The organism is Citromicrobium bathyomarinum, assembly GCF_038594485.1.
Taxonomy (GTDB): domain Bacteria; phylum Pseudomonadota; class Alphaproteobacteria; order Sphingomonadales; family Sphingomonadaceae; genus Alteriqipengyuania; species Alteriqipengyuania bathyomarina_A.
Genome location: NZ_JBCFZG010000004.1, coordinates 481391 through 504027 on the forward strand (window position 1 = coordinate 481391; position 22637 = coordinate 504027).

General features: G+C 65.4%; 23 protein-coding genes and 1 tRNA gene. 3 read left to right on the forward strand and 21 right to left on the reverse strand.

All coding sequences use genetic code 11. The annotated features are described in order from the left end of the window. The first annotated feature begins 56 nt into the window (after nucleotides 1-56). Entirely contained in the window at nucleotides 57-1055 is a 999-nt protein-coding gene (locus AAG591_RS08035; RefSeq protein ID WP_342530596.1) for a zinc transporter ZntB, read from the forward strand. Between the two features lie 16 nt (nucleotides 1056-1071). On the opposite strand, the gene AAG591_RS08040 is transcribed toward AAG591_RS08035, so the two are convergent. From AAG591_RS08040 to AAG591_RS08080, 9 genes are all read right to left on the reverse strand, one after another. Further along, on the reverse strand, nucleotides 1072-2859 hold the full coding sequence (locus AAG591_RS08040; protein ID WP_342530597.1) for a DUF885 domain-containing protein: 1788 nt from the start codon (nucleotides 2857-2859) through the stop codon (nucleotides 1072-1074). Between the two features lie 93 nt (nucleotides 2860-2952). Further along, the gene (locus AAG591_RS08045; protein ID WP_342530598.1) at nucleotides 2953-3471 is read right to left on the reverse strand and encodes a GNAT family N-acetyltransferase; all 519 of its coding nucleotides are present in this window, start codon (nucleotides 3469-3471) and stop codon (nucleotides 2953-2955) included. A gap of 379 nt (nucleotides 3472-3850) precedes the next feature. Continuing rightward, nucleotides 3851-4744: a fatty acid desaturase family protein gene (locus AAG591_RS08050; RefSeq protein ID WP_342530599.1), complete on the reverse strand. Its 894-nt coding sequence runs from the start codon at nucleotides 4742-4744 to the stop codon at nucleotides 3851-3853. A 60-nt stretch (nucleotides 4745-4804) separates the two neighbouring features. Next, a complete protein-coding gene (locus AAG591_RS08055) occupies nucleotides 4805-5722 on the reverse strand; it encodes an RDD family protein (RefSeq protein ID WP_342530600.1) in 918 nt (305 codons plus the stop codon). Further along, nucleotides 5719-6783: a stage II sporulation protein M gene (locus tag AAG591_RS08060; protein ID WP_342530601.1), complete on the reverse strand. Its 1065-nt coding sequence runs from the start codon at nucleotides 6781-6783 to the stop codon at nucleotides 5719-5721. The genes AAG591_RS08055 and AAG591_RS08060 overlap by 4 nt, the downstream gene beginning before the upstream one ends. Then, entirely contained in the window at nucleotides 6780-8099 is a 1320-nt protein-coding gene (locus AAG591_RS08065) for a DUF58 domain-containing protein (protein ID WP_342530602.1), read from the reverse strand. The genes AAG591_RS08060 and AAG591_RS08065 overlap by 4 nt, the downstream gene beginning before the upstream one ends. A gap of 175 nt (nucleotides 8100-8274) precedes the next feature. Next, entirely contained in the window at nucleotides 8275-9237 is a 963-nt protein-coding gene (locus AAG591_RS08070; protein ID WP_342530603.1) for an AAA family ATPase, read from the reverse strand. Further along, on the reverse strand, nucleotides 9234-10499 hold the full coding sequence (locus AAG591_RS08075) for a DUF4350 domain-containing protein (protein ID WP_342530604.1): 1266 nt from the start codon (nucleotides 10497-10499) through the stop codon (nucleotides 9234-9236). The genes AAG591_RS08070 and AAG591_RS08075 overlap by 4 nt, the downstream gene beginning before the upstream one ends. Nucleotide 10500: 1 nt before the next feature. After that, nucleotides 10501-11133 carry a hypothetical protein gene (locus AAG591_RS08080; protein ID WP_342530605.1) on the reverse strand — a complete coding sequence of 211 codons (633 nt, stop codon included), beginning with the start codon at nucleotides 11131-11133 and terminating at the stop codon, nucleotides 10501-10503. 152 nt (nucleotides 11134-11285) lie between these two features. On the opposite strand from AAG591_RS08080, the gene AAG591_RS08085 reads away from it, so the two are divergent. Beyond that, nucleotides 11286-11984: a c-type cytochrome gene (locus AAG591_RS08085; RefSeq protein ID WP_342530606.1), complete on the forward strand. Its 699-nt coding sequence runs from the start codon at nucleotides 11286-11288 to the stop codon at nucleotides 11982-11984. Nucleotides 11985-12017: 33 nt separating this feature from the next. On the opposite strand, the gene AAG591_RS08090 is transcribed toward AAG591_RS08085, so the two are convergent. Next, nucleotides 12018-12686 (reverse strand): RlmE family RNA methyltransferase, encoded by a 669-nt coding sequence (locus AAG591_RS08090; RefSeq protein WP_342530608.1) that lies wholly within the window; start codon nucleotides 12684-12686, stop codon nucleotides 12018-12020. Nucleotide 12687: 1 nt separating this feature from the next. Next, nucleotides 12688-13899: a Ppx/GppA phosphatase family protein gene (locus AAG591_RS08095; protein ID WP_342531244.1), complete on the reverse strand. Its 1212-nt coding sequence runs from the start codon at nucleotides 13897-13899 to the stop codon at nucleotides 12688-12690. Between the two features lie 190 nt (nucleotides 13900-14089). Between AAG591_RS08095 and AAG591_RS08100 the strand changes: the two genes are divergently transcribed. Next, nucleotides 14090-14163, forward strand: a tRNA-Gln gene (locus tag AAG591_RS08100). 17 nt (nucleotides 14164-14180) lie between these two features. On the opposite strand, the gene AAG591_RS08105 is transcribed toward AAG591_RS08100, so the two are convergent. From AAG591_RS08105 to AAG591_RS08150, 10 genes are all read right to left on the reverse strand, one after another. Next, the gene (locus AAG591_RS08105) at nucleotides 14181-15260 is read right to left on the reverse strand and encodes a tyrosine-type recombinase/integrase (RefSeq protein WP_342530609.1); all 1080 of its coding nucleotides are present in this window, start codon (nucleotides 15258-15260) and stop codon (nucleotides 14181-14183) included. Nucleotides 15261-15453: 193 nt separating this feature from the next. After that, nucleotides 15454-16086 carry a hypothetical protein gene (locus tag AAG591_RS08110; RefSeq protein WP_342530610.1) on the reverse strand — a complete coding sequence of 211 codons (633 nt, stop codon included), beginning with the start codon at nucleotides 16084-16086 and terminating at the stop codon, nucleotides 15454-15456. A gap of 91 nt (nucleotides 16087-16177) precedes the next feature. Then, complete coding sequence (locus tag AAG591_RS08115; protein ID WP_342530612.1) at nucleotides 16178-16522, reverse strand: hypothetical protein; 345 nt, start codon at nucleotides 16520-16522, stop codon at nucleotides 16178-16180. 511 nt (nucleotides 16523-17033) lie between these two features. Further along, entirely contained in the window at nucleotides 17034-18095 is a 1062-nt protein-coding gene (locus AAG591_RS08120) for a hypothetical protein (protein WP_342530613.1), read from the reverse strand. Nucleotides 18096-18097: 2 nt separating this feature from the next. Continuing rightward, the gene (locus AAG591_RS08125) at nucleotides 18098-18634 is read right to left on the reverse strand and encodes a hypothetical protein (protein WP_342530614.1); all 537 of its coding nucleotides are present in this window, start codon (nucleotides 18632-18634) and stop codon (nucleotides 18098-18100) included. Next, nucleotides 18634-19191: an HK97 family phage prohead protease gene (locus AAG591_RS08130; RefSeq protein WP_342530615.1), complete on the reverse strand. Its 558-nt coding sequence runs from the start codon at nucleotides 19189-19191 to the stop codon at nucleotides 18634-18636. The genes AAG591_RS08125 and AAG591_RS08130 overlap by 1 nt, the downstream gene beginning before the upstream one ends. A gap of 1 nt (nucleotide 19192) precedes the next feature. Next, complete coding sequence (locus AAG591_RS08135) at nucleotides 19193-20389, reverse strand: phage major capsid protein (protein WP_342530616.1); 1197 nt, start codon at nucleotides 20387-20389, stop codon at nucleotides 19193-19195. A gap of 30 nt (nucleotides 20390-20419) precedes the next feature. Beyond that, a complete protein-coding gene (locus AAG591_RS08140; RefSeq protein WP_342530617.1) occupies nucleotides 20420-20734 on the reverse strand; it encodes an HNH endonuclease in 315 nt (104 codons plus the stop codon). Beyond that, nucleotides 20724-21083: a hypothetical protein gene (locus AAG591_RS08145; RefSeq protein ID WP_342530618.1), complete on the reverse strand. Its 360-nt coding sequence runs from the start codon at nucleotides 21081-21083 to the stop codon at nucleotides 20724-20726. The genes AAG591_RS08140 and AAG591_RS08145 overlap by 11 nt, the downstream gene beginning before the upstream one ends. Beyond that, on the reverse strand, nucleotides 21074-22606 hold the full coding sequence (locus tag AAG591_RS08150) for a terminase large subunit domain-containing protein (protein WP_342530619.1): 1533 nt from the start codon (nucleotides 22604-22606) through the stop codon (nucleotides 21074-21076). The genes AAG591_RS08145 and AAG591_RS08150 overlap by 10 nt, the downstream gene beginning before the upstream one ends. Between the last annotated feature and the right edge of the window lie 31 nt (nucleotides 22607-22637).

The following is a 22637-nucleotide window of genomic DNA, read 5'->3' on the forward strand; positions in this document are numbered from 1 at the left end:
TTTAACACGGCATGGCGCAGTAGGAAATCGCGTGCGTCTGGGGCATGAACGGGCGGATGACGATTCTGAACGACACCCAGGGCGACACACCGCTGCTGTTTGCCCGCGTACTCGACGGGGCAGGCGGCGGGCGAGCGGTAGACTGGGCCGACATCCAGCAGTGGCAGCCGGGGCCGGGCGGGCAGGTGCTGTGGATGCACCTGTGCCGCAACCAGCCGGGCGTCTACGAATGGTTGCAAAGCCATGTCGGCATTCCCGAACCGACGGCGGAGCTGCTCACCAGCGACCAGACGCGTCCGCGCGCTTTTCGCGAAGACAACGCGCTGGTCGCCACATTGCGGGGCATCAACTTCAATCCGGGTGCCGAGCCCGAAGACATGGTCTCGATGCAGGTGTGGAGCGACGGCGTGCGCGTGATCACGCTGCGCCGCCATCCCCTGCAGACCCCCCGGCAGATCCTCGCGCAGATCGACTGCGGTACGGGACCGGGCGATGCAGGCGCGATCGTGACCGCGCTGACCGAGGCGATGGTGGCGCGCATGAGCCAGTCGATCGTCGACATGAACGAGCATATCGACCTGCTCGACGACATGGACATGGACGACGATCCGGAGGCGATGCTCACCAAGATCGCGACCATCCGGCGCAATTGCCTTGGCCTCAAACGGCACATGGGCCCGCAGCATGTCGCGCTGGAAGCGATCAGCCGCGACGCGCCGCCGTGGTTCGAGGAACACGACCGGCGCGAGATCGCCGAGACGATCGACCGGCTGCGCCGCTATCTCGACGATATCGACGTGAGCAAGGAAAGCGCGGTGGTGCTGATGGACGAACTGCGCACCCGCGCGCTCGCCAGCAATGAACGCGCGACCTACATGCTCACCATCGTCGCAGGCATCTTCCTGCCGCTCGGCTTCCTGACCGGGCTGCTCGGCATCAATGTCGGCGGCATGCCCGGCGTGAACGACGGCCACGCGTTCTGGTGGGTGGCCGGCCTATGCCTGGCGATCATCGTTGGGCTGATGGCGATCTTCAAGCGGCTGGAATGGCTCTGAAGATCGCCCCTCAGCTTCAAGACGCCCGCTTGTGCGCGGGGATGAATTCCTCGCGCACCGCCTTGGCGATCAGTTCGAGCGGGATAATCCCCTGGGCGAGCAGGAAATCATTGAATTCCTTCTCGTCGAAATCCGCGCCCAGCGCCAGTTCGGTCTCGACGCGCAGGTCGATCAGCTTGCGGTAGCCGTAGTAGTACGAGCCGGCCTGCCCCGGCATTCGGTATTCGTAGCGGTCGAGCTCCTGCTTGGTCATGCCAGGCGAGAACAGCGCTTCGTCGCGCAGGACGTATTCCGCCTCGTCGCGGGTCATCAGGCCGAGGTTGAGCGCGGGGTCGAGGAAGGCGCGGGCCGCGCGCAGCAGGCGGAACTGCTGGGCGATGAACTGGCCTTCGATGGGCTCGTGCGGCATCATTTCCGCCTCGGCATACAGCGCCCAGCCTTCCACGTTCACGCTGTTGAAGGCGTAGAGCATCCGGGCGAGCGACACGCCGTTTTCGACCAGCGCGGCGAACTGCAGTTCGTGACCCGGCCGGGCTTCGTGCGCGCTGAGCGTCCAGGCGGCGGCGGGGAAGTTGAAATCGTCGTAGGCATCGCCTTCGCCTGCCGTGGGATTGCCCACGGTGAGCACGAAGGTGCCCTGTTCGCCGGTGTTCCCGATCAGGCGGGGCGGGCGCATGTGCGGCGCGGGCTGCGCGGCGCTTTCCGCCTCGCTCGCGACACGCATCTGCAATTCGGTATCGGGAATGCTGACGATGTCGTTCGTGCGCGCCATATCCTCCAGCTGGCGATTGATGCCGCGATAGAATTCCTCGATCCGGTCGTTGGCGATCGTCTGCGCTTTCAGGCGCTTCATCACCCCGGCCATGTCGGTTTCGGGCCAGCCGTTCTTCTCGGCGATCTGCGGCGCGAGCGCCTCCATCTGCGCGCGAATCTCGTAGAAGCCGCGGCGCGCCTGGCTCATCGCCTCGCGCGGGTCCATGTCGATCCCGACATTGCGCAGGCTGAGCGCGTAGAGTTCCTCGGGCAGGCGGGCCGTGTCGCGCGCTTCGGGCAACACAGTCTCGCGGGTCCATTCGCCGTAATCGGTAAACTGCGCCTCCATCGCGTCGAGCGATTCCTCCGCCCCGTCGATCTCGTACTTTTCGAACAGGTCGCGGATACCGGCGATGAAGGTCGGGATCTTGTCGATCGATTCGCGCACTTCGACATCGTACGGCCCGATCTTGCCCTCACCCTTGCTGGCCTCGAAATGGGCCTTCGCCTGTTCGGTATAGGGTTCGTACCCTTCCTCGATCCCGGTATATTTGCGCAGGAGCTGCAGAGCGGAGGCGCGGCGGTTCTCGGCAGTCTGGTCCGACAGCATTTCGCCGACGGAGTAGAAGATGGACTGCGGCAGCTCGTGCCATTCGAGCATGTACGTGTCGCTCAGCTTGCTCGATTCGATGCTGCGATCGAGGCTGTCGATCAGGATCGCGAGGTCCTGCTTCACGCGCGGATCGGGCTCCATCGCCATGGCGGCGGCGAACTCTGCCCTGAGCGCCTGCGCACCGGCGATATAGCGTTCGTCCGCGTCGAGCGAGAAGTCGAAGGTCAGGCCGTCGTATTGCTCGTACCCGGAGGAAGAGGCGCCTTCTGGATAGAACTGCGCCTCGAAATCGATCAGCTTCTGCGTGTAGGCATTGCTCGTCTCGACCCATGCCGGTTCGGCGGCAGCGGCGGCATCCTGCGTCGGCTCGTCTTGCGCGAAAGCAGGCGCGGCGGGCATGAGGGCGACGAGCGCAATGGCGGCGGCGAAGGTTTTCATCGAAGGCATCCCCCTTGAGATATTGGGCGATGGGGTGCGCCAGCGGCTGGCCGATGGCAAGGCCGTACTCGACCGACGGCTTTGGGGAGCGGCCTAAAGCCGTCTTTCGAACAGGAACTCGTCGTCGCGGTGCTGGCCGACCCAGAAGTCGATGTCCGCGATCTTGGCGAAGCCGCGCCGCCGGTAGAACCGCTGGGCGCCGAAATTCTCGCTCCACACCGACAGCTGGATGGCATCGTGGCCGCGCGCAACCGCTTCGCCGATCGCCCAGTCCATTAACGCCGCGCCGATGCCCTGTCCGGTCAGGTCGGGCTGGGTGTAAAGCTGGCCAAGCGCGATGGGATTGGCGGCGTCCGAATGTTCGCCATAGGGGCTGGGCACGCGCATCTTCACGAAGCCGAGCAGCCTGCCCCCGTCATCGGCCTCTGCGAGGCAGTGGATGTGATGGTCGTCGGCGATTTCTGAGGTCACCGCGTCGGGCGCATAGGTCTGCGTCAGGAACGCCTCCAGGTCTTGGGGGCGGTAGAGATGTTCGAAGGCGGCACGGAAACTTTCGCGCCCCAGGGTGGCGAGCGCAGGGCCGTCTTCGAGCGTGGCAGGGCGCAGGATCATGGCCGGGCAGGTAGCGCCGGGGCGCGCGCAGGGGAAGTGCCGGCGCGTGCGTGGTGCATCGGTTGACGAGGGTGACACGTGTCACCCATGTGTCACCCTGCGAAAAGCTATACATCTCAAATGCTTGATGCGGTCAGGGTGACGCTTTTGCGATTTTTCGCTCATTTTTTATGCGCTGTGCCGCGTGCGCAGCAAGCAGGCAACGATGGGAAAGAGCCGTCGCCACGCTAGCGCGATCACCCGAAGTAGGAAAATGACCGCTGGTGTGAAGCGCAACCCGCTCCTCCCCCTTTGAAGGGGGAGGTTGGGAGGGGGTGGTGCGTAAGCCGCAAGCGGAGAACCCCCACCCCCAACCCCTCCCCATGGGGAGGGGGGAATTTCAGGCGGCCCTGGTCGCCCTACGCAGGACGTCGCCGAAGCCGTAGGCGATGCAGTCGTGATCGCGGTAGTATCCGCGCTCTTTAAGCAGCGCGTGCAGCTTCGCCAGCCGGTAGGGCGGCATCCCTGCGAAGATGTGATGTTCGAGGTGATAATTGACGTTGCAGGGGGAAAGCAGCAGCGCCTCCCACCAGCGCGGGATCGTGGTGCCGGTGTTGATCCGCGCATCCATCGCATCGCGGTCCTTCGCGACGCCATGCTCCGAAATCTGCCGCAGCCGCATGGTCAGCGGATAGACGAAGATCCGCGCCGCCCACCACATCAGGTACGCCCACGGCGCGCCCGCGATCAGCAGCGCGGCGAACAGCAGCGCGTGGAACAGCACCGACGGCCCGGTCTCGGCCCACTTGAAGCGCTTTACCTCGCCCACAAGATCGCGAAACCCGGTCTGCCCGGTAATGTCGCGGATCAGCTTGCGCTTCAGCGATGCGCGCGTGACCGGGTAGGATTTGACCATCCACTTGTCGGGGTCGTCGGGCGTGCCTGCGAACTTGTGATGGTCGAGGTGATAGCGGCGATAGAGATCGAGCGGGACGTGCGCGATCGCTCCGCTGACCCACTTGCCGACGAAGACGTTGAGCTTCGGCGTGCGGAAGAATGCGCCGTGCGCGCAATCGTGGGTGATGATCCCGAAGGCCTGGATGCGCCCGCCCAGAACGATGATCGCGGCGAGGATCGTCAGCGGGTTGGGCCAGAGAATCGCGACAGTGAAAGCCGCGACTGCCAGCCCGGCCTGGAACAGCACGGTCGCGGCGGCGCGCGCATCCGACTTCGCGCTGAGCGCGGCCACTTCGTCGCGGGTGATGTAATCGCCGATGGCGGGGGCGTGTCGCATAAGTCTCTCCGGCGAAAGACTATACCTGCCGCTGACAATGCGTGCAATCGGCGCGCCCGATCAGCGCAGGCGCGTACCCGACCGGTCGACCTCGGAGAACTTGTCCGCCTTGCGCTGGCCGAACCGCATGCCGCCTTCCAGCCGCGCGCGCAGCGCGGTGTAGAACGATTCGAGGAACTCGCGCTCGTCGCCCGATCCGGCCTGCCAGCCGATCTTGCGCACGATCGCCTGATGCACTGCCTCCAGCGTCTTGTCGTCGCCGTCGCGCAGCACGCGTTCGAGCGATTGCAGCTCGTACTCGCCGTAGACCGACAGCTCCTCGTCGCCGAAACGATAGGCAGGTTCGGCGCTCACCGCCTGCGCCTGGCCCAGCGACAGCGCCTGGGCCAGCTTGCGGCGCGGGGCCTCGACCACCCAGGTGCCCGCGATCACGTCGCCCGCGCGCAGCGCATCCTTGTTGAAGAAGGGAAACAGCATGAACACGGCGAACCACAGCGATCCGGCGATCCATGCAGAGCCACCTTCGCCGATGCTCTGGAAGAATGTCAGCGGCAGGAAAATCTCGATCTGGCGCAGCAGGTTGCGCGCGATGATCGCCTCGGCAGTCAGCCGCTCGCCCGACTGGCCCTGCGGGCGCGCGGCGACACGGATGCCGACCATCCGTTTGCCCAGCGTGGCCCCGCGCGGCCCCATCTCGAACGCGATGAAATAGCCGTTGAAGAGCAGGAACATCAGCACGATGAACAGCACGAACAGGAATTCGCCGACGCCGTTGGCCTCGATCGCATCCAGATTGATGCCGGTGACCAGCAGCGCGATGAGCACGAGGAGCATGCTGAAGAAGATGATCGTGTAATCGAGCACCAGCGCCATCAGCCGCGCCCCGCGCGTAGCTAGCACTATGTCGAGCGGGACGCCCTCCGGTGTGACGAGCTGGCGCTTGCGCCTGGCATTATAGGCACCCGCGGCCGCGTTCATGCCGTGTCTCCGTCTGGCGATTTGCGCCCGACCAGGACGAATAGCGAAAGCCAGACGAGGCCCATGAACACGCCGATGATCAGCCGCGCCTCGAACCCGGCGAGCTGGCGCGGGAAGGCTTCGAGCACGGCGGCGAAGACCAGCATGATGACGCAGCCGAGCATCACCAGCGCCGCGCGTCGCCCGGCCTGCGCGGTTGCGCCGAGGATGCTCGAAGCGCCGGGGAAGGCCATGTTGCGCCCCACGTGCACGCCCGCCGCGCCCGACAGCAGGATCGCGGTGAACTCGGTCGTGCCGTGGACGCACAGCCACGCCATGAATTCGGGCAGCAGGCCGACCGAGTTGAACAGCCACGCCATCGCGCCCAGCATCGCCATGTTGTAGATCAGCATCAGCACCGTCGGTACGCCGAAGGCAAAGCCCAGCGCGAACACGAGGATGCACACGGTCGCGTTGTTGTAGAACAGGTAGGCGGCGAAGCCCGAAAGCCCGTTCGAACTGCTCTCTATCGCCAGCGTCTGGGCGAGCTCGGCACGGCTTGCCCCGGGCACCCGGCCGCTGGCCATCGCGCCGGGGACGAGCGCGTAATACCAGTCGACATTGCGCGCGACGAGCAGCCAGCCCGCCGCGATCCCTGCGGCCATGGCTGCGAAGGCGATCACGATATCGAGCCAGATCGCGCGCACCGCGCGGCTCCACCCGCCGCGCAGGAAACGCGCGAGCCAGCGGAACATGCCGCTCCTGGGACCATAGACCTGATACCAGGCGCGCTGCACGAGATCTTCGAGGAAGCGCAGCGTCGCCGCGTCGAGCGAGGTCTCGCGCGCCACCGCGAGGCTCGATGCCGCCTGCCGGTAGAGCACGGGCAAGTCGGCGATATCCTCGTCCGACAATCGCCCGAAGGCCCCGCGTTCGAGACGGCGGACGATCTGTTCCAGCCGCCGCCAGTCGCCCTCGCGCTCGATCCGGAAGCGGTCGGACCTGAGCGCCGCAGCCTCGATATCGGGCTGTTCGGGCAGCGGTTTCGCCGCAAAGGGGTTGCGGATTGTGGGCGCTTTCATCCGGCAATCGCCTCCTGCGCGCGCAGGGCGAGGTAGCGGTCGATCACCGCGAAGCCGAGCTTGTCGTGCGGCGCCTCGATCACCTCGACGCCCATCCGGCGCAGACGGGTAAGCACCAGCTGGCGTTGCCGCGCGAGCGAATCGGCGGTGACCGCGCGGGCGACCGCGTCGACGGTTTCGGGTTCGGCGGAGGTGAAGCCCGCCAGCTCGCGATCCTCCAGCGTGACGAACACCACCGCGTGGCGCTGCGTCAGTCGGCCGAGGCTCTCGATCATCAGTTCGGCGGCGGTGGTGTCGCTGAAATCGGAGAACAGCACCACCAGCGACCGGCGCTTCAGCCGTGCGGACAGGGTGGCGAGCGCCAGCGTGTAATTCGCTTCCTCGCCCGTATGGTAGTCGAGCCCCGCAGCGGCGCGTTGCAGCCGGGCAAAGGCCCGCGTCTCGGCGATGAAGGGGCTGGCGAGTACGGGGCGCCGGGCAAAGCCGAACATCATCACCCGATCGCCACCCCGGAGCGCGACGTAGGCTGCCGTCAGCCCCGCGCTGACCGACCGGTCGAGCCGCGGGAGCCCGTCGATCGGCTCGCACATCGCTTGTCCGCAATCGAACGCGAAGACGATCTGGTTGTTGCGCTCGGTCTCGTTCTCGCGCGCGTAGAGCGCGGCGTGGCGCGCGCTCGCATTCCAGTCGATCCGCCGCCGGTCCATCCCGGGCTGGTATTCGGTGAGCGCTTCGAACTGGGTGCCTTCGCCGCGCCGCCTGCGGGTGATGAGGCCCAGCTCGGCATCGCGCAGCAGCGCCTGCAGGGGGCGCGAGCGGATCGGTGAGAGGTCGGGCCAGACGCGGATTTCGCGGCTCAGCTCGACCCGCTTCTGCCGACTGCCGAGCCCCCATGGCCCGTCCCATGCCAGCCACAGCGCGCCCACCTCGGCAGTGCCGCGGCGGCTGGCGACGAGATCGGTCTCGCCGCGCCAGACCCCCTGCGCCTTGGCGAGGGCTATGTCCGCCCGCCCGCCGCGCGCGATGCGCGGGTCGAGCGAGACGGCGGCACGCACCGATCCCGCAGTGCCGGTCAGGTCGGCGGAGACGCGCAGCGGGGTCGGCTGGCCGATCTCGACATCGGCGTCGTGATCGATCTTCCATTCGGCGAGATGGCCCGCGCGCGCCGCGTCGATCAGCGTGAGCACCAGCAGCACGGCCGCCGCGACCGGCACCACCAGCCACGCGCCGGGTGCGACCAGCGCGATCACCAGCGCGAGCGGCGCGGCAAGCGCGACGATCCGCGCGGTGCGGATGGTGGGGAGCAGGGCGGTCAAACCCGAATTCCTCCCCGTTTTTGCGGAGCACAAATGGGGAGGTGGGCCGATGCCGTCAGGCCTCGGGTCGGAGGGGAGCATGCACGCACGGCCCCTCCACCACGACACCTGCGGTGTCGCGGTCCCCCTCCCCATTTGGCCTGCGGCAAAGCGGGGAGGATCTGGTGGTCCAGATTCACCGCGGCGCCTCGGTGCTTTCGATCAGTTCGCCGACGATGGTTTCGACTTCGCGCCCCTCGATCTCCGCAGCGGCGGACAGGATCAGGCGGTGGCGCAGCACGGCGGTGGCCAATGCCTTGATATCGTCCGGCACCACGTAGTCGCGCCCGTCGAGCGCGGCGCGCACGCGGGCGGCATTGCCCAGCAGCACCGCAGCGCGCGGGGAGGCTCCGGTCGCAAGGTCGGAGTGGCTGCGCGTCGCGCGCACCAGCCGGACCACGTAATCGACATTCTCGGGCGCCAGCGTGACCGCCTTCACCGCGTCGATGCCGGCCTGCAGGGCATCGCGGCCGGTCACTGCCTCGATCCCGAAATTCTCGGGCCGCGCGGGCCCCTGCTCGACCCCGAAGCGGGCGACGATGCGCGCTTCCTCTTCCTCGCTGGGATATGCGGCGATCAGCTTGAACAGGAACCGGTCGAGCTGCGCCTCGGGCAGCGGGTAGACGCCCTGGCTTTCGATCGGGTTCTGCGTCGCGATGACCATGAAGCGGTCGGGCAGGACGTGCGTTTCCCCGTCGAGCGTCACGCGGCGTTCCTGCATTGCTTCGAGCAGCGCGGCCTGCGTCTTTGGCGGGGTCCGGTTGATTTCGTCCGCCAGCAGCAGTTCGGTGAAGATCGCACCGCGCGTCAGCGTGAACTGGCTGGTCTGGAAGTTGAACAGGTTGGACCCCAGGATGTCGCCCGGCAGCAGGTCGGGCGTGAACTGGATGCGCCCGTAATCGAGCCCCGTGGCGCGCGCGAAGCACTGAGCGAGGAAGGTCTTCGCCGTACCCGGCGGGCCTTCCATCAGCACGTGCCCCTGCGCGATCAGCGCGACCAGCAGGTGATCGATCACCGTGTCCTGCCCGACGATGGCCTTGCCGACCTCTGCCTTCACGTCGGCTGCCAGCGTGCGGAGCGTTTCGAGTTCGGTAGTCATAGCGTCCTTTCGAGATCGCGGAGCGAACGGGCGGCGCGCAGCAGGTCGCCGCGTTGCCGCGCCGCGCGCAGGGTCTGGAGTCGATGTAAGAGGCTGGGCGCATCGCGCGCTGCCAGCGCAGCTTCGATCGCGTCGCTATCGCTGTCCTTCAGGCCCAGCTTGCGCGCGATCCGGGCGCGCATCAGCGCCTCGTAGGGATCGCGCAGCAATCGCAACCGGCGGCTGCGCGCGATCACCTGCGCGCCGTTGGCGATCAGCTGGCTCTTGCCCGGCGCAATCGCGGGGGCGGGGCGCAAGGCCGGGCCGAAACGGGCAAAGCCACGCCACAGCGCGATGGCGAGCGCGATCAGCAGCGTCAGGGTCGCGGCGAGGAACGGCGGCTCGAATGCCAGCGTCAGCAGGTTGCGCGCCGCACCCAGCCCATTGAGCGTCAGGTCGAACCGCACCGGATCCTCGGTCCCCTGCCGCGCAATCCGCACCAGGTCGAGCGCCAGCATCGCGCGCGTTTCGTCCGCAAGGCCCCAGTTGTTCAGCAGGTCCGGCTCGGCCACCAGCATGACCCCGAACACCGCCTGCCCATCCGTACGCACGGGATCGAGATAGAGGTCGCCATCGAGATAGCTGCCGTCGTCGGCGAGGTAGGCGACCAGCGGGCGATCCTTGCCGTCGACGACCAGCGGCGCGACAAAATCCTTCGCCGTGTCGCTGCTCACTGTCAGGATCGCCTGATCGCTCGGCAAGGTTCCTTTCGCGCCCAGCCCGGCCCACCTTGCCGTGCGACCGTCGAGAGTGGTTCGCGTGAAGGTCAGTTCCTTGCCGTCGATGGTTGCGGACCATTCCTCGGGCGCACCAAGCAGATGCACCCAGCCGGGTTTCGCGCCGCGCTGGCTGGCGGGCAGGGCAAGCCATTTAGGCGCGACGATCATCGTCGGGCCGATCGTGCGCCGCCGGTCGACAATCTCGGTCAGCTCTTCGGGGTCCATTTCCGCCGGAGGGGTCAGCACCAGCAGCCCGGGATCGTCGAGCGCGGCGGTGTCCCGCGAACGGATGACAGGGTAGCCATCGGCCTCCAGCAGGCGGGTGAGCCCGGCAAAGCCGTTCAGTCCGGTGCTGGCGGCGTGCGCGCGCCCGTCATTGGTATTGCCCGCAAGCCCGCCCTGACCGACCAGGTAGAGGAAGGTGACGAAGGCAAGAATGGCGAACAGCACCAGCACGAAGGTGCCGCGCTTGCTGAACGCGCCCGAGTTGGCCGTGCCCGCCATGTCAGCCGCGCTCCAGCGCGAAATCGGCGTAGGCCGAACGCGCTTCGTGCCAGTCGCTCTCGGTCAGGTCCTCCAGCGCGAACAGCGCGCGCTCGACGCTGCGCGCGATGGCGATGAACGCGCGCCGCGCCTTTTCGGGAAGGGCGTCGAGCCGTCCGAGTTCGCGCGCCGTGCTCGAAGGGTGGACCAGATCGGGCCGGCGGCTGGAAATCTGGCCGATGCTGCGCGCCAGCAGCAGCCGCACCGCCTCGCCGTAACGCCCCTGCGCGGCGAGCGCATCGGCATCGCTCAGCAAGGCCTGCGCTTCGGCGCGATCGGGCGCGAGGTCGACCTCGGTTTCTTCGGCCTGTTCGCGTGGCTTGAACACATCGAGACCCACAATCCGGACGATCAGCATGATCAGCAGCGCGACGCCGATCGCCACCAGCACCCATTGCAGCACCGGCCAAGCGGCGGCGATGGCGTGGGCGACCGGGCCGAAAATGGAATTGAGAATTTCGCCCACCACGCGCAGCCATTCGGGCGGTGGCGGCGGATCGGGCGGCGCAATCGGTGCGAACTGCAGGTCGGAATCGCTGCGCACCGCGCGCCAAGCGTCCGTTGCCCCCCCGTTCGTCGCTGCCCCTGTCGTCACAAGAGCAAGGCTTGGCATGGGGCCATGCGCGCGGCAAGCCGTTGTGCATTTGCACACCGCATTTCCGATAACGGGCGTGGCACTTGCGCATAACCGGGATGCTGGCTAGATCGCGCGCCACATTCCACGCTCACTTTGCCAGGCATATTTCGATGAAAGACGATCGTAACACCGCTTTCGGGTGGATTTTGTTTTCGGGCGTTATCGCTCTCGGGGCGATGAGCGTCAGCTCGATGATCTTCCACGCGGACGATTCGGAACTTCCCGAGGGGGCCAAGCCCGGTTTCTTCATCGAAGGCGAAGAAGCCGGTGGCGCAGAAGCCAGCGGCCCGCCGCTTGCCAACCTGCTCGCCGCGGGCAGCGCATCGGCTGGCGAGGCGATCTTCGCCAAGTGCTCCAGCTGCCACACCATCGCGCAGGGCGGTGCCGACGGGATCGGGCCGAACCTGTATGGCGTGATCGGCAAGCCGATCGGCAAGCACGAGCCGGGATTCGCCTACAGCGCCGCGCTGAGCGGCCATGGCGGCGACTGGACCTACGAAAATCTCGACGCCTGGCTCACGAGCCCGCGCGCTTTCGCCAACGGCACGAAGATGAGCTTCGCCGGTCTTTCGAGTGCGGAAGATCGCGCCAACGTGATCCTGTACCTGATGGAAAACGGTGGCGGTCCGCCGCTCCCCGCACCGGTCGCCGAAGGTGGTGACGAGACTGCGGCCGAGGATGCCGACAATCCGGGCGAAGGCCCCGGCGCGGTCGAAGGTGCCGAAGCGGGCGAAGCCGAATCGGCAGGCGCGATGGCCGACGACCAGCCGGTGGCCGAAAACGCCCCGGCCACCAATAACGGCGAATAAGCGATGTGATCGGGGGCCGCGCCGAGCGGTCCCTCAGCCTTCGCGGCCTTTAAACCCTTGCGCGACGACGTACCATTCGGACGAGCCCTTGCGGCTCGCCGGTGGTTTGGCGTGCTTGACCGTCTTGAAATTGCGCTTGAGCAGGTTGAGCAACTCGACGTCGGTTCCCCCCGCCAGCACCTTGGCGAGGAATTGCCCGCCGGGCGCCAGCGTCTGAATCGCGAAATCGGCAGCGGTCTCCACCAGCCCCATCGTGCGCAGGTGATCGGTCTGCTTGTGGCCCACGGTGTTGGCCGCCATGTCCGACATCACGAGGTCGGGCGCGCCGCCCAGATGGCCCATGATCGTGTCGGGCGCCTCGTCCGCCATGAAATCCATTTCCAGGATCGTGACGCCTTCCAGCGGTTCGGTCGGCAGCAGGTCGATCCCCACGATGGTCGCCTGCGGGCGTTTCTTCTGCGCGATCTGCGACCAGCCGCCCGGCGCGATACCCAGATCGACGATCCGATTCGCGCCCCGCAGGATGCCGAACTTCTCGTCCAGCTCGATCAGCTTGAACGCGGCGCGGCTGCGATAGCCTGCCGCCTTCGCCTCGCGCACGTAGGGATCGTTCAGCTGCCGCTCCAGCCACCGGTTGGAGGATGCGGTGCGCCCGCGCGCGGTCTTCACCCGTTTGTCCGGATCGCGTCTCGAACGGCTCATGTCAGTTTCTGCTTTCCGGATTGGGGCCCTTGGCGCCCGCGAAATCGGCGGCCATCAGGCTGCGAAGGATGCCTTCGCGAATCCCGCGATCGGCCACCCCCAACCGGTCGGCGGGCCACAGGTCGAGGATCGATTCGAGGATCGCGCAGCCTGCCACCACAAGTTCCGCCCGGTCGGGCCCGATGCAGGGCAGCTCGCCCCGCTCGTCCTGGCTGAGGGCGGACAGGCGCGTGGAGATATCGCGCATCGCCGCCGCAGGCACGATCAGCCCGTCGACCGCCCGCCGGTCGTAATGGGGCAGCTCCAGGTGCAGGCTGGCGAGTGTGGTGACGGTCCCGCTGGTGCCGAGCAGGCGGATATCGTCTTCGCGCGACGCGTCGCGAATCCGCTCGGCGAAAGGGGCGAAACTTTCGTCCACCGTGCGGCGCATTTCGGCATAGAGCGCCAGCCGGCCTGCGCTGTCTTGCGCGGGCGGCGCCTTGCCGATCACCGTGTCGGTCAGCGAGACGACGCCCCACGGCACGCTTTGCCAGTCGAGGATGCGCGGGATCGCCCCATCGCCGGGGCCGACCAGGATCAGCTCGGTCGAACCGCCGCCGATGTCGAAGATCAGCGCGGGCCCTTCGCCCTGTTCGAGCAGGACGTGGCAGCCCAACACCGCCAGCCGCGCCTCTTCCTGCGCGGAGATGATATCGAGCACGATCCCCGTTTCCTCGCGCACGCGATCGATGAACGCGGCACCATTGGTGGCCCTGCGGCAGGCCTCCGTCGCAACCGACCGGGCGAGGAAGACGTTGCGGCGGCGCAGCTTTTCGGCGCAGACGTGCAGCGCCCCCAGCGCGCGGTCCATCGCCTCGTCCGACAGGCGGCCCGACAGCGCGAGCCCTTCGCCTAGCCGCACCACTCGGCTGAACGCGTCGATGACGGTGAAATCCTGTCCCGATGGCCGCGCGATCAGCAGGCGGCAGTTATTCGTGCCCAGGTCGAGCGCGGCATAGGCCTGTCGCGCGTGCTTGCCGTGGCGCGCAGGTCCGCGCACGTTCGAACGCTTGTCGAAGACGTTGCTGCGCCGCGGGCCATCCGCTTTGCGGGGGCGTCGATTCGGCTCCATGGGCTTCGGAGAGTGATAGCGCTTGTCTGCTACCTTGCCGGACGTCGTGCCCTCCGGTTCGCAAGCCCTGTTGTTGTCGTCCGGCGGCGCGAAGTCCGCCATAATTACCAATTCCATACCGCCCGGGGGGAGAGTTCCCTCGGGGACCTGGCACCCATGCTAACGGCAGCGGCGCGGCGGAGCAAGGCCGCGCTCCTTTTCGACGCTTGACGCTGCGGCCACACCTTTCTAGATGCGCCGCTTCGCGAAGCCCTCCGCGTCTCGCCGGTCGAGATTCACGCGGACCAGCTGTTGCCCCGTCGTCTAATGGTAAGACTACGGACTCTGACTCCGTCAATTGAGGTTCGAATCCTCACGGGGCATCCAGCTTTGGTCCGTCATGCCTACTTTTCCTTGGGTTGTGATGGTGTCGTGTCTAACTTTTCGAGCGGGTTAGACATTTCCGCGCCGTAAGCTTTGGCCATCGCGCTATCGGCAAGAGCCGCATCGCCAGCATCCCCAGCGTATTTCCGATACATCGCAATCGACTTGTGGCCGGTGATCGCCATGCCCTCTTGATCGCTGCAACCCGCGACCCGCAGCCGAGCCGCCGCCGATTTACGCAACCCGTGGGCAGAGCAATGAGGCAAGTCGGCCTTGATGCAGGCGCGCTTCACCAGATTGTAAAACCCCTTCGCGGTAAAAGCCGTGCCGTCGCGGTTTTCGAGCAATAGAGTCTTACCAAGCGGTCCGGCATCGAGCGCAATACGAAGTGTGTCCACCACAGGGACATCGACCGCCGTCGAAGTCTTTGACTGTTTCAGGCGGATGCGACCACCACTGATTGCCCTATGGGTCAGATACCTTACGTCTTGGCTTCGCTGAGCGCCGTAGAGTAGCAGCGCGAACGCGAGCCGGGGCTTTGTTCCAAGAGGATGAATAGCCTCGAATTGCGCCAACTCAGCCTCGGTCCACCGATGATAGCCTTCGCTGTCGTCCGGTTTCGGCGGGCGCGTGTCTTTCACCGGATCGAATGTGCCGGGGACGATGCGCTCTCGTCTTGCCACGATGAATAGCTGGTGCAGTAGCTTGCGCAGGCGGGCCGCTGCGTGCGGCTTGTGCTGCATCTGGTTCATGATCGCCTGAATACGTCCCGCATCGAAGCGCGACATCGCAACATCGCCATAGGCCGTGCGGAAGCGCTCAAGCACACCGCGATAGACACTTTGAGTAGCTGGCCGCAGATCTTTGAAGGCGAGGTCGCTGTAATAGCGCGCGATGACATCCGAGACACTGCCAGGGCGGATGCGTTCCGCACCGATTGATGGTGCCTCAGCCGCCAGACATTCGGCATACTCGCGCTCGAAGTCTTTAGAGCCGAGCGGGGCTTTGAAATAGTGCATTGGGTAGCCTTTGCGGCGAAAGCGCCAATAGGTCTTGCCCTTGATGCGGGTGCCGGAGACGTATTTGTATCCGCTCTTCAAAACCCGTCACCCCTCGCAATCGCTGCATCAATATCATCGACGCCGCCCGTGCTGGTGTACGAGCGCGGGCAGAGCGTAAACGAAAAGCCGCCTTCAGGATCGACACGCCCTTTCATGACAACGCCGTGGGCCGCGACAGCACATGCCATCCGGTCTAGGTCGTCTTTCGAGATAAGGGCGCGTCGACCGGACATCAGCCTTCGCTCGCCTCTTCATCAGACGCCGCGAGCATGATCCCAACCAGCGAAAAAATGTCGCCAGTCACCATTCGCGTTGTGCGGATATGGCCGGTGATCTTCGGGAATTGACTATCGTAGGGGTCGCCTTTGAACGGGGCGACTTCCTCCCGCACCGGTCGTCCGTCTTCCATGCCCCACTGGACCAGCTCGCCTAGAATATCGAAAGGCTCGATCCTGACGCTTACAACATTGCGCAGGAAGAAAGAGGATGCGCCGTCGATGCCGAGCACCTGATAGCGGGAGAACAGAAACGCTAACGCTTCCTCGAAGGTCTCCCCCTCATAGGTGGCACTGTAGCGCGCTTGCCCGATGTTGGCGTAGTGGGGCCAAACAATATCAAAGTTGGGATCGAAGGGCATAGGACCGAACCGGCGCACACGCTCGACAGCTTGGCTCGGGCCATCGGAAGCGAGCACGGCAATCAGAGTGCGGGCCGCGTCCATCGGCGTCATGTCAGGCGCATTCACGCCTCGCGCGCCGGTCGTCAGCAACCCAGCTTCCTTGAGAAAGCGCGTGTATGTGGTCACGGTCTTGAGCGGGAGACCCAGCGACTCTGCCATGACCCGGTTGAATTCTGCCGACTTCATGCCAGCCTAATTGCATCTTTTGCAGATAGGCGCAAGCTCTAATTGCAATTTGTCCACAAAGCCCCGGCGTTAGCGCGCCGGGGACATTGGATCAGCAATCGCCGCTGCCGCCTCCCGGTATCGGGATTGGTGCGTCGGTCTCGTCAGGCTCGCGCTCGTCTTCAAGCTCACGGCCATCGTCGACCCCCTCGTCGGGATCAGAGATTGTGCAGCCGGGGCCGTGCCAAGGTTGCGGCTCGCGTTTCACAAAGTCGTCTTCGGCGTCGGTTGCCTCAAGGTCAGGGTCGCCGCTCATCGCGTCGAGCAACAGGACCAGCGCCTCGACCGCCTTGCCTATGGCGTCGGGATCGGCGTGCGCCAGGACGGCTGCGGCTGCGGACAAATTGTGAGGTAGGATGACGGGGACGGATTCCGCCCGTAGGTATGCAGTAGCCATGATGCGCTCCTAGAAAGCGTGTTGTGGTCAGAGGCGGCTCGGCGTTGGCGCGCCGGGTCGTCTCGCGTCAGATTATGAAACCGAGAGGAGTCTAGGTCAATGAGTGATGCAAGTAGCAACGCAAGTCAGCTAAGCCCGGATGCGGTGGCCTATTATCTAACTGTATCCATTCTGACCGGCACCGAATACTCGAAAGGTCGGGGGTCGACAGCCGGAATTCCAATTATTGACGGGAGCAATCGCGAAGAAATTCTGCGAACCTATGCCCTATGTCGCCAAGTTGTCCATCAACCGAGTTTCGTGAACGACTTTCTAAGCGCTGGTAGCTGAAACTAATAGGCACATCCGCCAATAGTTCGATTAGTTGGACCGGCCCCAGCGTTTCCGCTGTGCCGGTCCTGCACCGCGCCCCCAAGGAATAGAGGGGCCGTGCCGTGTCGGGGTTTACGCACTCACCGACTAACCGGGCCATTTGTGGGGAACCAATGCCGAAACCCACAGGCTGACCAGCCTAATCTCCGGTGCCGCTCCAATCGACCAGCCGCATGGCAGCGTCCGCATCCACGCCATTCTCTTTCGCCAGTGCCAGGGTTTGAACCACCGCAGCGAAGGCACGCGCCCGCCCGCCGGTGTCGAAAGCCTGCAAGGGCCGCATGACATCGAGCGAGATATTGCCGCCCAGCTTCAGGCTTGCCTCTCGTGCGATCATGACCGCGATGGGCTGCAACACCCATTGCGCCAGATGCCGCTGCGCCTCGCGCACCATCGGCCCGGTTGTGGCGGGATTGCTGAGACCGGGCAGGACGCCGAACACTGTCTCGATGCCAGCTTTGGCTCCGTCGAGCGTTTCTTTGGTCATCGCCTTGGAAAGATCGGGCGTGACATCGTGCGGCTTCAGGTCCGTCTGCGGTGCAGGTCCGCCCGCCGCCGTCACGTTCACCGATTCCCGCACCAGAACCCGCCCGCGCATTCCACGGAAGCCCCGCGCCAGTGCCGTCATGTCCGTGTCAGGCTGTTCCGGCATAGGGATGACTGCCGAGCCGAGCGGTGCATCGGCGTAGATTTCCGAAAGCGCCGTTTCGAGCGTTTCTAGCAGCCCGCCGGTCAGCCGTGCCCGCCTTAGCGGTGCAACGCCCGTGTAGGGTGCCGAGACCTCGCAACCGACCCGGAAGTGCAACACCTCGCTTGCCAGTAGCGTCTCGGTCTTCCCGCCGCCTGCATCGGGGATCGTGACCCGGTAGGCGGTCGGGACCGAAAAGCGGGTCGACAAGTCCCAATCCGAACAAGGCACCAGCCCGTCAGGCCGGATGGCAAACACCGCCTCGCCACGTAGCGCTAAAGCGCGAGCGATCAGGGCAAGATCGAACGGGGTCAGCATGTCGGTGCCGTCGACATCGGCAAGGCTCAATCCACCCTCCCATAGGCTGACGCATCCCTGCACCGTGCCAGTCAGTTCCGCCAAGCCATCGGTGCCCATGATGTAGGCCGCGCGGGCCTGCATAAGCTGCGAAGTGTATCCGGTGCCGGTCGAGCGTTTCTCGATAGCCTCGGTCTTTTTCGTAAATGGCCACATGGTCAGGCCCTCCGATACGGGCGCAACAAGTCAGCCGCGCCGCTGTTTTGCATGGCGAGCGCGGTCCATGCCGCGTTGCGCCGGTAGGTCTCTTCGATGGCCCCGCCCATATTGACCGAGTATTCCGAAGCGCCCGCGCGATCGGTCTCGTCTGCAAGGTATTCAGCCAAGCGCCTGAAGGCCCCTGCGATGGCTTCAGGCACCGTTCCGCCGCCGACATCGGCAACGATGCGATAGGGCCCTAGATCGTCCAGACAGTAGCCGTAGGGCCCTGCCGAGAGCGTCACCGCCTCCCATGCCTCGCCCGTCCACTTTTCCGCGCTGGTCAGGGTCGCAGGCGTCAGGGTGAAGCACCAATGCCCTTTCCCTTCCACAACCCATGTCACCGTTCGCTCGGTGAAGCGGTGCGCGATATAGGTCTCGATGCGCTGCCAGAGCATGTTCGCATCAATCGCCGCCGCTGCGGTCGACAGGCCGTCAGGCGCGTCAGGATAGGCGCTAGGGACCGCCTCGGTCTCTGCAATCGTCTCGGCCATCATTAGAGCCTCCATCGGTTTAAGGTGCGGTGCAGGCCCGCATCGGGCCGCTCATGGCGCACACAAGGCGACCAGTTGCGGGCCTCAATCTGTGCGGTCGGATAGGCCCCGCGCGTCACTGCCGAGACCTCGACCAGTTCCGCCTCGGTAATGCTGCGATGAACCACGCCGTTTTCGCGGGTGACGGTCTCGCCGCCCTTGGCCACACGAAAGCCCGGTGACAGTCCACGGATCAGGCCCGCGCCATGCGCCGCGAGGAAGTCCCGCGCCCATGACGTGTGGGCTGCCACCGTTGCCTCGAAGGTCAGCGCGTCGGTTTCCTCGCGGACCTCAAGTGTCCCGGCCATGCGACTGGCCAAGGGTTTCTCGAAGTCGTGACCGCTCAGGAAGTGCAGGTCATCGGTGCCGTTCACGCGGGAGGCGAATGCCCCGCGCGCGATGGTTTCAAAGTATCCGGGCGCGAGCTGCGTCCGGGTGTCGTAAGGGAAGCGGCCCGCCACGCGAACCGCATCGCCTTCTTGGCGAATTTCCAATCCGCCGAGCGAGCCGCCCCAAAGCATCTTAGGAACCTGCCGACAGGACGCGAAGCTGCGAAGCGCGCGGAACCTTGAGGTCCACGGTAAGCAGGCCGGTCAGGCGAAGCCCGCCCGACTGTGCATCGCTGTAGGGATCGCGGATCATGTCCACGCCACCCCACATGCCGAGATAGGCCGGTGCGAGACCACCAGCCGAAACGGCAAGCAGCGCCGTATCAGCCGAAAGCTGCGTCGAAAGGATCGGATTGCCCATGCCGCTGGTCAGGCGGGTCCACTCGGTCTGTCCGCTGCCATCATCGAAAATGGCGTCATCCAAGTCCGCCCACATGTCAGGCGTGATGGCCATGCGAACCGCAGACGGATCGGAGATAGCGTTCGCAGTCATGAACGCGATAATCTCGGTGCGAACCGTGGGCCACGTTGCCGCCCAGGTGCCGGTGCCGCTGGCAAGTTCGACCAGCCCGGTAGGCTCGCCATCGGCACCGTCACCGACAAGGATTGCCCGGTCGAGTTCCGACCCGATGGCCGCTGCCATGTCGCGGCGAATGGCCTGTTCGAGACCCGGCCCGGTCTGCTTCACCGCCTTGCGGCTGATACGCATGTGCGCACCGAGCGTCTGGTCGGGCGAAAGCGTGGTCTCGGTCGTCTGGAAGGCCGTTGCATTCGGGACGTTGCCGCCCTCGGTCGCTGCCCAGCCGGCCACCGCACCTTGCGTTGCCACCGGATATTCTACCGTTCCGAACGGGATCGAGACCGAGTTGACGCCAAGGCGCGATGCCACGGACGTGGGGAACAGCCGGTCGAAAATGCCCTGCGTCTGCTTCGGCTCCACCGTGCCGGTCGAGACGGTATTGCGGACCTCAAGCGCTTCCAGCGGGAGCGGGATGCCCTGATAGGCACCGTGGCTGCGCATTTCCTGCACAATTTCCGCCGTCTGCCCCGAAAGCTGCGCGCCGTGGTCGAGCGCCGCCGCAACCTGCCGAACCTCAAAGCTCGACATCATGTCGGCCCACTCGGTCTCCGACCGGGTTTCGAGTTCCTTGCCAGCTTCCCGGCGTTCCTCGTCTTCTGCGATGATCGCGGCGCGATACCGGGTTTCGTTCGCCCGATATTCCTTGTCGAGCTCCGCCATCGAGCGGGTCTCGTCTTCGGTCGGGTTGTCATTACCTGCCAGCGTGGCGAGTTCCTGACGGATCTCCGACTGGCGATGCGTGATTTCCATAGACTTCAACATTTGAGATTCACCTTATGTTCAATATTTCAGGGGGTTTTTGAGGAAGTTGCGCCACTCGTGACGCTTCGGATTGAGCGGCGCTAAGCCAACCTCAATTCTGGTTTTGTGCGTGTGACAGGACGCGCACAGGATTTGCAGATTGGACAGCACGTAGGCGAGGTGCGGATGCGTCCGCACAGGCTCCACGTGGTCGCATTCGAGCCGATGGTGCGAACCGCACTCGACACATTGCCAGCCGTCGCGGTCGAGCGCCTGCATCCGCAGGGCCTTCCAACGCGGGCCGCGTGTGACATGGCGCGAGTGCCGGGTGTGTTCCTTGCGATCAGAGAACATCGCGCACCTGCAATTCGTAAAACAGGACATCGCCAGCCGGGGCGAGCGGTGACACGCGACCGATGGCGTATTCGGTCCCGTCGATTTCGATGCGGTCAGAGGTCTCAGGCGTGATCGCCAGCCCGTCGACCGAGACGAAAACCCGCTGGTCATCCACGTCGAGAAAGCCACCGGCCAAGAGCTTCAGTTCGATGGCATAGGTCGCGGTCAGGATGGTGCAGTCGTATTCGACATCCTCGCCGGGGATCGGTGCGCCGAACGGGTCTTCGCCGCCCGGTCCCGCCCTTAGGAGCGTTGCCGCCTGCCCATGCTTCGCGATCAGCCGCGATGCGGTTTGTGTCATCCCCATGCGATGCGTCCCCCCTTTAGGTCCGGTGCGCGTTTCATGCGTTGACCCTGTGCGACCGCGATGACGGTTGCCGCCACCGGGTCCACGCGACCCGTCGAGCGGCCAGCAGCGAGTTTGTGGTTGCCCGCCGGGTCGACCAGCGTGATTGCGTCCGCGAATGCCGAGCGCAGCAACAGGGAAGGCACAGACTGCACCTCGCCTTCAAACACCGCACGCCGGGTGCGCTCGATGTCTTCGCTGCCATCCTTCCAACCAAAGCCGCGCCAGATGGCAGGCACGCGATCTAGGCCCGCTTCGCGCAAGGCTTCGACAAACTCGGCATGACGGAAGCGGTCGCCACAGATTGCCGCTGGAGCCTGCCCGTTCAGCCGCTCAAGGACATCGGCAAGGAAGCGCCCGACCGGCACAGTCGTGTCGCCCATTGTGACCAGCTCGCCCCGCTCGGCCATCTCGACATAGCGGTGCGATACGCCGTCAGCCTGCCCGCGATCAGCAAGACCGGGATTGCAGGGAAACGCGCCCAGGCATTCGAGCCGTCCGGTCTCTGGCCAATAGAGCGCCGCCGCCGACATCGAGCGCGAGCCGCCTAGGTCGACGCCCATGACCACCGGGCCTTCGCGCAAGGGCAGTTCATCGGGCGAGACCTCGCAGCCGAGCCACTCGTCGACGGTAAGCAAGACCGAGCGGTTATCCGATGCCACCCGCTCATTCCGATTGAGATTGCGAAAGCTAGACAGGGCAGAGCCGCCGCGTGCGATTGCGCGCCGCGCCTGTGCGATCAGCCATTCGGGCGAGGGGCCGATGCCCTCTTTTGCGCCGGGGTTGGCGATCAGCAGACTTTCCAAGTCATCCGGCGGCAAGCCGGGATCGGGCCGATGTTCCTGCACATAGGTTCCGGGTGGCGGCTCATCGAGCCACCGGGAAAACGTGTTCGCGTCATCGGGCGCGCTGGTCGAGATAATCAGCGCCCGCCCGTCGCGCTTACCGAGACCGGACAGGATAGCGTTTTCGAGCGCGTCACCCTTTTCCCGCTCCCATGCTGCCCGCTCATCGAGAATGGCCAGCGTAGGAGCGCCGCCAAGGATCGACTTGCCATCGGCTGCGATTACGCGCGCCAGTCCGCCGCCGTTTTCTTCGGTCTCGACTTCCAGCCGCGAACCGCGCCGGATCACGAATTGCTCGCGCTGGTCTTCGGGCAGGCCTTCGATGAAACCGACGAGGAAGCCGAATGCCGTTTTCGCTTGATCGCGGTTTCGAGCGGCGAAGATGATTTCGCGCTTCGGCTGCGGTGCAATCTCGCCCATCAAGTGACCGAGCGCGATGCCTGCCGATGTCGCGGTCTTCGAGTTGCCACGCCCAATGGACAGGACCGCAGCCTCGATGCCGGGAGCGAATGCACCGCGCACAAAGTCTTTCTGGTATTTCGCCAGCTTCACCTTGCGGCCTGCCAAGCGCCCTTCCGGCACCACCAGCGTAGGCAGGAATCGCAGCGCCGCCGCTGCCTCTTTCGATGCCCTAGTCATTCGCTGCCCTCCCGCTTCGGGAGAGAGAGCG